The organism is Mycobacterium talmoniae, from assembly GCF_001854525.1.
GTDB classification, from domain to species: domain Bacteria; phylum Actinomycetota; class Actinomycetes; order Mycobacteriales; family Mycobacteriaceae; genus Mycobacterium; species Mycobacterium talmoniae.
In genome coordinates, this window is the sequence record NZ_MLQM01000194.1 from 1 (window position 1) to 10198 (window position 10198).

The window sequence follows — 10198 nt, forward strand, 5'->3', positions numbered from 1 at the left end:
TCGTACCCCAGCCCCCGGTCGCCGCACCGCCGCCCGCGGCCCCGGCGGCCACCCCGGTCAACCCCGAGCAATTCACCCCGGTGGCCGGCGCGACGGCGGGTGTCGCCCGGTGAGCCGCGCCGGCCGGACGCGCACCCGTCAGCCGGCGTCGACGCGGCCCGCGCGCGGGCAGCGCGGTGCCAAGGGCGGCCCGGCGGCCAAAACCGGTAAGGGCAGCACCGAGCCGCTGGGCCACTCGGCCCGGGCGCGCCGCACCCGCCAGGCGGTGGAATTCGGCTCCCGCAGCGCATCATTCGTCTTCCGGCACCGCGGCGGCAACGCGGTCATCTTCCTGGTGCTCGCGGTGGCCGCGGCGCAGCTGTTCTATCTGCAGGTGCCGCGGGCGGCCGGGCTGCGCGCCGAGGCCGCGGGCCAGCTCAAGGTCACCGACGTCGAACAGGCGATGCGCGGGGCCATCATCGACCGCACCGGGGACAAACTGGCGTTCACCGTGGAAGCGCGCGCGCTGACGTTCCAGCCGGTCAAGATCCGCCAGCAGCTGGCCGACGCCAAACAGAAGAACCCGACGGCCCCCGACCCGCAGCGGCGGCTGCACGAGATCGCCACCGAGGTGGCGGCCCGGCTCAACAACAAGCCGGACGCGGCCACGGTGGAAAAGAAGCTGCAAAGCAACGACACCTTCGCCTACCTGGCCCGCTCGGTCGACCCCGCCATCGCCGAGGCGATCACCAAGAAGTTCCCCGAAGTCGGCAGCGAGCGGCAGGATCTGCGGCAGTACCCGGGCGGATCGCTGGCGGCCAATATCGTCGGCGGCATCGACTGGGACGGCCACGGCTTGCTGGGCCTGGAGGACTCGCTGGACGCGGTGCTGGCCGGCACCGACGGATCGGTCACCTACGACCGCGGGTCCGACGGTGTGGTGATCCCCGGCAGTTACCGCAACCGGCATAAGGCGGTCGACGGGTCCACGGTGCAGCTGACCCTCGACGACGACATCCAGTTCTACGTGCAGCAGCAGGTGCAGCAGGCCAAGAACGCGTCGGGGGCACAAAACGTTTCGGCGGTGGTGCTCGACGCCAAGACCGGTGAAGTGCTGGCCATGGCCAACGACAACACCTTTGACCCGTCCCAGGACATCGGGCGCCAGGGCGACAAGCAGATGGGCAACCTGCCGGTGACCTCGCCGTTCGAACCGGGCTCGGTGAACAAGGTGGTCACCGCCGCGTCGGTCATCGAATACGGGTTGAGCAACCCCGACGAGGTGCTGCAGGTGCCGGGCTCGATCGACATGGGCGGGGTGACCGTGCACGACGCCTGGAACCACGGCGTGACGCCCTACACCACCACCGGGGTGTTCGGGAAGTCGTCCAACGTGGGCACGCTGATGCTCGCCCAGCGGGTCGGCGCGGACCGCTGGTTCGACATGCTGGAGAAATTCGGTCTGGGCCAACGCACCCGGGTCGGCCTGCCCGGGGAAAGCGCCGGGCTGGTGCCGCCGATCGACCAGTGGTCGGGCAGCACCTTCTCCAACCTGCCGATCGGGCAGGGGCTTTCGATGACGCTGCTGCAGATGGCCGGCATGTACCAGGCGATCGCCAACGACGGGGTGCGGATCCCGCCGCGGATCATGAAAGCGACCATCGCCCCGGACGGCACCCGTACCGAAGAGCCGCGCCCGCAAGGTGTTCGGGTGGTCTCGGGGCAGACCGCGGCGACGGTGCGGGACATGTTGCGCGCGGTCGTGCAACGCGACCCGATGGGCTATCAGCAGGGGACCGGACCGCAGGCCGCGGTCGAGGGATATCAGATCGCCGGGAAAACCGGTACCGCCCAGCAGATCAACCCGGCCTGCGGTTGCTATTTCAACGACGTCTACTGGATCACCTTCGCCGGCATGGCCCCCGCCGACAACCCGCGCTACGTCATCGGCCTGATGATGGATAACCCGCACCGCGCCGCGGACGGCTCGCCGGGATCGTCGGCGGCCCCGCTGTTCCACGACATCGCCAGCTGGCTGCTGCAGCGCGAAGAGGTGCCGCTGTCACCGGATCCCGGGGCGCCGTTGACCCTGCAGCAGATGTAGCGCCGGCTACCGAGCGTTGGCCAGTTCCCGCCGGGCGGCGGCCTTCTCCTCGTAGTAGCGGGCCCGCTCGTCGAGGGCGGCCAGAAAATCGGTGATCTGCTCGCGGGCCTTCTCGCCGTCGGCGCCAACGTCGGTGCGGTCGAACACCTTCCAGTAGCGCAGCACCGGCAGCAGCACGTCGTCGTGGTGAATGCGCAGGTCGTAGATCCCCGCCTTGGCGATGGTCAAGGCATTCTCCTCGAAGCCCGGCATCCCGATGCCGGGCATCGCGAAGCCGAGCACCTCGTCGCGAATCGCGCCGAGCGCCGCGTCCGGGTCGATGTCCAGCGCGGCGGCCATCAGGTTGCGGTAGAACACCATGTGCAGGTTCTCGTCGAGCGCGACGCGGGACAGCAACTGCTCGGCGAGCGGGCAGCCCGACGCCCGACCGGTGTTGCGGTGCGAGATCCGGGTGGCGAGCTCTTGGAACGACACGTAGGCCAGCGCCTGCAGCGGCGTCTTATCCCCGGAGTCGTACCCGGCGGCGGTGTGCGCCATCCGCATGTTCTCCAACGCCACCGGATCGACACCCCGGGTCACCACCAGGTAGTCGCGCAGCGCCACGCTGTGGCGGCCCTCCTCGGCCGTCCACTGGCCCACCCAGGACCCCCAGGCGCCGTCGCGGCCGAACCGGGTAGCGATCTCGCGGTGATAGGACGGCAGGTTGTCCTCGGTGAGCAAGTTGACCGTCAAGGCCGCCCGGGCCACCGGATCCAGCGGCGAATCCTGCGGCGTCCAGTCCTGGCCGCCCAGGAACGCGAAGTCCCGGCCGCGGCTCCACGGCACATAGTCGTGCGGCTGCCACGGGCGCACCGCGGCGAGGTGCCGGTCCAGATTCGCGGCGACCACGGGCTCGAGTTCATACAGCAGTGCGGTGTTCGATTCGGTCATGATTCGCGCCTTTCGAGCGTCGCGACAATGCCTCATCCCCGACCAACCTACGTCAACGTAAGTTACGGTTACGGAACCGTAACTTCAGGTTATTGACGTCGGCCGCGGCCTGTCAACGCTTGCCCCGCATTCGCATCGCCTCCTAAGTTTTCGGGCTTGTGCCTTGCTCGTGCCGCAGCCGCGTTGGCATAGGGTGTCTAGGCCGAAGATGGCGCGGCGGTGGACGGAGGTGATCTCGGGGTGCCCACGACGCTGCGGCCGCGGACCGGGGACGGGATCCCGCTGCTCACGCTGGCGTCCCAGGTCAGCGCGGTGCCCGCGGAAGGCAGCGTGGTCGCCGACACCCGCATCACCGGGGTGACGCTGCGCGCCCAGGACGCCGCGCCCGGTGACCTGTTCGCCGCCCTGCCCGGGTCGGCCACCCACGGCGCGCACTACGCCGGCCAGGCCGTCGAGCACGGCGCGGTCGCGGTGCTCACCGACCCCGCCGGCGCGGCCGCGATGGGCGCCGACCGCACCGTGCCGGTGCTGGTGCATCCCGCCCCCCGCGAGATCCTCGGTGCCCTGGCCGCCACCGTCTACGGGCATCCCTCCGAGCGGATCGCCGTCATCGGCATCACCGGAACCTCGGGCAAGACCACCACCACCTACCTGGTCGAGGCCGGGCTGCGCTCGGCCGGGCGCACCGCGGGCCTGATCGGCACCGTCGGGGTCCGCATCGACGGCGCCGATTTGCCCAGCGCGCTGACCACCCCGGAGGCGCCCGCGCTGCAGGCCCTGCTCGCGGTGATGGCCGAACGCGGCGCCGACACCGTGGTGATGGAGGTGTCCAGCCACGCGCTGGCGCTGGGCCGCGCCGACGGGGTGCGGTTCGCGGTCGGCGGGTTCACCAACCTGTCCCGGGATCACCTCGACTTCCACCCGAGCATGACCGACTACTTCGAGGCCAAGGCGCGGCTGTTTGACCCGGCCTCCCCGCTGCGCGCCCGGACCGCGGTGGTCTGCGTCGACGACGACGCCGGGACCGCGATGGCCGCCCGGTTCGGCGACGCGATCACGGTCAGCGCGGCGGGCCGCCCCGCCCGGTGGCGCGCCGAGGACGTGTTGGCGCTGCCCGACGGCAGCCAGGAGTTCACCGTCGTCGACCCGGTCGGGGTGCACCACCGGGTCGGCATCCGGTTGCCCGGCCGCTACAACATCGCCAACTGCCTTGTCGCGCTGGCGATCCTGGACACCGTCGGGGTGTCCCCGGAGCAGGCGGCGCTGGGGTTACGCGATGCCGGGGTGCCCGGGCGGCTGGAGCCGGTGGACCGCGGCCAGGGCTTTTTGGCGCTGGTCGACTACGCGCACAAACCCGGCGCGCTGCGCGCCGTGCTGGAAACGCTGCGCCGTCCGGATTCCCGGCTGGCGGTGGTGTTCGGCGCCGGCGGTGACCGCGACCCGGGCAAACGCGCCCCGATGGGACAGATCGCCGCCGAACTGGCCGATTTGGTGGTGGTCACCGACGACAACCCGCGCAGCGAGGACCCCGCCGCGATCCGCCGCGAAATCGTGGCCGGCGCCGCCGGCGGCACCGCCGCGGTGGTCGAGATCGGGGACCGGCGCGCCGCGATCGACCACGTCGTGGCCTGGGCCCGCCCCGGCGACGTGGTGCTGATCGCGGGCAAGGGCCACGAAACCGGGCAGACCAGCCACGGGCAGACCCGCCCGTTCGACGACCGGGTGGAGCTGGCGGCCGCCCTGGAGGCGCTGTGATCGAGCTGAGCGTGGCCCAGATCGCCGAAATCGTTGGCGGCACACTGGCCGACATCACCCCGGAGGCCGCCGCGCGCACCCGGGTGACCGGGACCGTGGAGTTCGACTCCCGCAACATCACCCCCGGCGGGCTGTTCCTGGCGCTGCCCGGGGCGCGCGCCGACGGGCACGACCACGCCGCGGCGGCGGTGGCCGCCGGCGCGGTCGCGGTGCTGGCGGCCCGGCCGGTCGGGGTGCCGGCCATTGTGGTCGAGCCCGCCCCGTCCGGCAGCCGGGCCGGGGTGCTCGAACACGACACCGACGGCTCCGGGGCGGCGGTGCTGGCGGCGTTGGGCAAGCTGGCCGCCGCGGTGGCCGCCGAGCTGGTGGCCAACGGGTTGACCATCATCGGGGTGACCGGGTCGTCGGGCAAGACCTCCACCAAGGATCTGCTGGCCGCGGTGCTGGCGCCGCTGGGACAGGTGGTCGCCCCGCCCGGCTCGTTCAACAACGAGCTGGGCCACCCGTGGACGGTGCTGCGCGCCACCGAGGACACCGACTACCTGATCCTGGAGATGTCGGCGCGGCACCCCGGCAATATCGCCGCGCTGGCCACGATCGCACCGCCGCAGATCGCGGTGGTGCTCAACGTCGGCACCGCGCATCTGGGCGAGTTCGGCTCCCGCGAGGCCATCGCCGCGACCAAAGCCGAGCTGCCGCAGGCGGTTCCGGCGTCCGGGGTGGTGGTGCTCAACGCCGACGATGCGGCGGTGGCGGCGATGGCCGCCCAGACCGCCGCCCGGGTGGTGCGGGTCAGCCGGGCCGGCCCCGCCGACGTGTGGGCCGGGCCGGTGACCCTCGACGAGCTGGCCCGGGCCCGGTTCACCCTGCACGCCGGGGACACCGCCGTCGACGTCGCGCTCGGCGTGCACGGCGACCACCAGGTGTCCAACGCGCTGTGCGCGGCCGCGGTCGCGCTGGAATGCGGCGCCAGCACCGAGCAACTGGCCACCGCGCTGGCCGGTGCGGGCCCGGTCTCCGCGCACCGCATGCAGGTGAGCACCCGCGCCGACGGGGTGACCGTCATCGACGACGCCTACAACGCCAACCCGGACTCGGTGCGCGCCGGGCTGCAGGCGCTGGCCGTCATCGCCCGGCAAACCGGCGCCCCCCGACGCAGCTTCGCGGTGCTCGGCGAGATGGCCGAGCTGGGGGAGGACGCGATAGCCGAACATGATCGCATCGGCCGACTGGCGGTGCGCTTAGATGTCTCTCGTCTCGTTGTCGTCGGAATGGGGAGGTCTATGAGCGCCATGCACCACGGGGCGGTCATGGAGGGTTCGTGGGGCTCCGAGTCCACCATGGTCGCCGACGCCGACGCCGCGCTGGCCCTGCTGCGGGCCGAACTGCGGCCCGGTGACGTGGTGCTGGTCAAGGCGTCCAACGCGGCCGGCCTGGGACGGCTGGCCGACGCCCTGGTCGCCGGGGACGGCGCATGATCGAGATCCTGCTCGCCGTCGGTATCGCGCTGGCGGTGTCGATTCTGCTGACCCCGGCGCTGATCCGGCTGTTCACCCGGCAGGGGTTCGGTCACGAGATCCGCGAGGACGGCCCGCCCAGCCACAAAACCAAACGCGGCACCCCGTCGATGGGCGGGGTGGCGATCCTGGCCGGCATCTGGGCCGGCTACATCGGCGCCCACCTGCTCGGCCTGCTGTTCGGCGGCGACGGCCCGACCGCCTCGGGCCTGCTGGTGCTCGGCTTGGCCACCGCGCTGGGTGCGGTCGGCTTCGTCGACGACCTGATCAAGATCCGCCGGTCCCGCAACCTGGGGTTGAACAAGACCGCCAAGACCGTCGGCCAGATCACCGCGGCGGTGCTGTTCGGGGTGCTGGTGTTGGGGTTCCGCAACGACATCGGGCTGACCCCGGGCGGGGTGCAGCTGTCCTATGTGCGCGACATCGCCACCGTCACCCTGGTGCCGGTGCTGTTCGTGCTGTTCTGCGTGGTGCTGGTCAGCGCCTGGTCCAACGCGGTGAACTTCACCGACGGCCTGGACGGGCTGGCCGGCGGGGCGATGGCGATGGTGTCCGCCGCCTACGTGCTGATCACCTTCTGGCAATACCGCAACGCGTGCGCCCTCACCCACGACCCGGGCTGCTACGACGTGCGCGACCCGCTGGATCTGGCGCTGGTCGCGGCCGCCACCGCCGGGGCCTGCGTCGGGTTTTTGTGGTGGAACGCCGCGCCGGCCAAGATCTTCATGGGCGACACCGGGTCGCTGGCGCTGGGCGGGGTGATCGCCGGGCTGTCGGTGACCAGCCGCACCGAGATCCTCGCGGTGGTGTTGGGGTCGCTGTTCGTCGCCGAGATCATCTCGGTGGTGGTGCAGATCGTCGCGTTCCGCAGCACCGGGCGCCGGGTGTTCCGGATGGCGCCGTTTCACCACCATTTCGAGCTGGCCGGCTGGGCCGAAACCACCGTGATCATCCGGTTCTGGCTGCTCACCGCGATCACCTGCGGGCTGGGTGTGGCCCTGTTCTACGGTGAGTGGCTCGCCACCACCGGTGGGTGAGATGACCGATCCGCTGGCGCCACTGGTCGCCGGGGCGCCGGTCCTGGTGACCGGGGCCGGGATCACCGGGCGGGCGGTGCTGGCCGCGCTGGCGCCGTTTCACGTCGCGGCCACGCTGTGTGACGACGACCCGGCCACCCTGGCGCCGTACGTCGACGCCGGGGTGACCACGGTCGACCCGGCCGCCGCCGCAGCCCGCATCACCGACTACGCCCTGGTCGTCACCAGCCCCGGATTCCCGCCCACCGCACCGGTATTGGCCGCCGCCGCGGCCGCCGGGGTGCCGATCTGGGGGGACGTGGAGCTGGCCTGGCGGCTGGACGCGGCGGGCCGCTACGGGCCGCCGCGGCGCTGGCTGGTGGTCACCGGCACCAACGGCAAGACCACCACCACCTCGATGCTGCACGCCATGCTGACCGCGGCGGGGCGGCGGGCCGTGCTGTGCGGCAACATCGGTGACCCGGTGCTGGACGTGCTGGGTGAGCCGGCCGAGCTGCTGGCCGTGGAACTGTCCAGCTTTCAGCTGCACTGGGCGCCGTCGCTGCGCCCGGAGGGCGGCGCGGTGCTCAACATCGCCGAGGACCACCTGGACTGGCACGGCAGCCTGGCCCACTACACCGCCGCCAAGGCGCGGGTGCTCGACGGGCGGGTGGCGGTCGTCGGGCTCGACGACGCCCGGGCGGCGGCGCTGCGCGACACCGCCGCCGCACCGGTGCGGGCCGGGTTCCGGCTCGGGGAGCCGGCCGCCGGCGAGCTGGGGGTGCGCGACGGCTGGCTGGTCGACCGGGCCTTCGCCGACGACCTGGCGCTGGCGCCGGCGGCCGCGATCCCGGTGCCGGGCCCGGTCGGGGTGCTCGACGCGCTGGGCGCGGCGGCGCTGGCCCGCGCCGTCGGGGTGCCCGCGCGGGCCGTCGCCTCGGCGCTGGCGGCGTTTCGGGTCGGGCGGCACCGGGCCGAGCTGGTGGTGGTCACCGGCGGCGTCAGTTACGTCGACGATTCCAAGGCCACCAACCCGCACGCCGCGGAGGCCTCCGTGCTGGCCTACCCGCGGGTGGTGTGGGTGGCCGGCGGCCTGCTCAAGGGCGCCTCGATCGACGCGACCGTGGCCCGGATCGCGTCGCGGCTGGTGGGCGCGGTGTTGATCGGCCGGGACCGCGCCGAGGTTGCCAAGGCGTTATCACGACACGCGCCCGATGTGCCCGTCGTTGAGGTTGTGACAGGTGAGGATGTTGATATGGATGCGCCTGCTGCGACTGCTGTTACAAAAGTGATACGCGTGGTGAATGGGCCGGAGGGGCCGATCGGTCCGCGCGTGATGACCGCGGCCGTCGCGGCGGCCCGCGACCTGGCCCGGCCCGGCGACACCGTGCTGCTGGCGCCGGCCGGGGCCTCGTTTGACCAGTTCACCGGCTACGCCGCGCGTGGCGACGCGTTCGCGGCCGCCGCGCGCGCCACCACCTGATCGGCGTGACCAGCGTGCTGACCCGGTTGCGGCATCGGGGGACCAAGGGTGGGTCGGCGGCCGCCGAGGCCGAGAAGCCCGCCGTGAAGGACACCGCGGCCCCGCCGCGGCCGTCGGGTCCGCGGACCCGGTTCGGGGCCTGGCTGGGCCGGCCGATGACGTCGTTTCACCTGATCGTCGCCGTGGCCGCGCTGCTGACCACGCTGGGGCTGATCATGGTGCTGTCGGCTTCGGGGGTGCATTCCTATGACGCCGACGGGTCGGCGTGGCTGATCTTCGGCAAGCAGTTGATGTGGACGGTGATCGGGCTGATCGCCTGCTATGCGGCGCTGCGGATGCCGGTGCGGTTCATGCGCCGCGTCGCGTTCTCCGGGTTCGCGTTCACCATCGTGTTGCTGGTGCTGGTGCTGGTCCCCGGCATCGGCACCATCTCCAACGGCTCCAGCGGATGGTTCGTCATCCACGGCTTCTCGATGCAGCCCTCCGAGCTGACCAAGATCGCGTTCGTCATCTGGGGCGCGCACCTGCTGGCCGCCCGGCGCATGGAGCGGGCCACGCTGCGCGAGATGCTGGTGCCGCTGGTGCCGGCCGCCGTCATCGCGTTGGCGCTGATCGTGGCCGAGCCCGACCTGGGCCAGACGGTGTCGCTCGGGATCATCTTGTTGGCGCTGCTGTGGTACGCCGGGCTGCCGCTGCGGGTGTTCTGCAGCTCGCTGCTGGCCGTCATCGTCGCCGCGGCGATCCTGGCGGTCTCCGAGGGGTACCGCTCCGACCGGGTGCGGTCCTGGCTGGATCCGGCCGCCGACTCGCAGGGGTCGGGCTACCAGGCCAAGCAGGCGCGGTACGCGCTGGCCAACGGCGGCATCTTCGGCGACGGCCTGGGCCAGGGCACCGCGAAGTGGAACTATCTGCCCAACGCCCACAACGACTTCATCTTCGCGATCATCGGCGAGGAGCTCGGCTTCGTCGGCGCGTTCGGGTTGTTGGCGCTGTTCGGGTTGTTCGCCTACACCGGGATGCGCATCGCCCGGCGCTCGGCCGACCCGTTTTTGCGGCTGCTGACCGCCACCATCACCATGTGGGTGATCGGTCAGGTGTTCATCAACGTCGGCTATGTGATCGGGCTGCTGCCGGTCACCGGTATCCAGTTGCCGCTCATCTCCGCCGGGGGAACCTCCACGGCCACAACGCTTCTGATGATCGGCGTGATGGCCAACGCGGCCCGGCACGAACCCGAGGCGGTGGCCGCGCTGCGGGCCGGCCGCGACGACCGGATGAACCGGCTGCTGCGGCTGCCGCTGCCCGAACCGTATGCGCCCAGCCCGCTGGAGGCGCTGCGCGACCGGCTGCGGTCCCGTCCGCAGCCGGCCAAACCGGCCCGCAAACCGCGGCGCGCCACCCCGCCCGCCCAGGC

At 72.1% G+C, this 10198-nt stretch carries 7 protein-coding genes; 6 read left to right on the top strand and 1 reads right to left on the bottom strand.

Going from position 1 to position 10198, the window contains the following annotated elements; all coding sequences use genetic code 11:
• Positions 1-109: 109 nt before the first annotated feature.
• Entirely contained in the window at positions 110-2083 is a 1974-nt protein-coding gene (locus tag BKN37_RS23470) for a peptidoglycan D,D-transpeptidase FtsI family protein (protein WP_071029341.1), read from the top strand.
• Positions 2084-2089: 6 nt separating this feature from the next.
• Here BKN37_RS23470 and BKN37_RS23475 read toward each other — a convergent pair whose 3' ends face one another.
• Entirely contained in the window at positions 2090-3013 is a 924-nt protein-coding gene (locus BKN37_RS23475) for an acyl-ACP desaturase (protein WP_071029342.1), read from the bottom strand.
• Between the two features lie 219 nt (positions 3014-3232).
• Between BKN37_RS23475 and BKN37_RS23480 the strand changes: the two genes are divergently transcribed.
• From BKN37_RS23480 to ftsW, 5 genes are all read left to right on the top strand, one after another.
• Positions 3233-4768, top strand: coding sequence for a UDP-N-acetylmuramoyl-L-alanyl-D-glutamate--2,6-diaminopimelate ligase (locus tag BKN37_RS23480; RefSeq protein ID WP_071029343.1), 1536 nt, complete (start codon positions 3233-3235; stop codon positions 4766-4768).
• A complete protein-coding gene (locus tag BKN37_RS23485) occupies positions 4765-6246 on the top strand; it encodes a UDP-N-acetylmuramoyl-tripeptide--D-alanyl-D-alanine ligase (protein ID WP_071029344.1) in 1482 nt (493 codons plus the stop codon). Before BKN37_RS23480 ends, BKN37_RS23485 begins: the two co-directional genes overlap by 4 nt.
• Positions 6243-7322: a phospho-N-acetylmuramoyl-pentapeptide-transferase gene (mraY, locus tag BKN37_RS23490; RefSeq protein WP_071029345.1), complete on the top strand. Its 1080-nt coding sequence runs from the start codon at positions 6243-6245 to the stop codon at positions 7320-7322. Before BKN37_RS23485 ends, mraY begins: the two co-directional genes overlap by 4 nt.
• 1 nt (position 7323) lies before the next feature.
• Positions 7324-8784, top strand: coding sequence for a UDP-N-acetylmuramoyl-L-alanine--D-glutamate ligase (gene murD, locus BKN37_RS23495; protein WP_071029346.1), 1461 nt, complete (start codon positions 7324-7326; stop codon positions 8782-8784).
• Positions 8785-8867: 83 nt separating this feature from the next.
• A partial coding sequence (gene ftsW, locus BKN37_RS23500; protein WP_242657339.1) for a putative lipid II flippase FtsW occupies positions 8868-10198 on the top strand: 1331 nt, incomplete at its 3' end.

Coding starts and splice junctions, on each gene's coding strand:
- BKN37_RS23475 (WP_071029342.1), bottom strand. CDS start 3,013: ATGACCGAATCGAACACCGCACTGCTGTATGAACTCGAGCCCGTGGTC.
- mraY (WP_071029345.1), top strand. CDS start 6,243: ATGATCGAGATCCTGCTCGCCGTCGGTATCGCGCTGGCGGTGTCGATT.
- murD (WP_071029346.1), top strand. CDS start 7,324: ATGACCGATCCGCTGGCGCCACTGGTCGCCGGGGCGCCGGTCCTGGTG.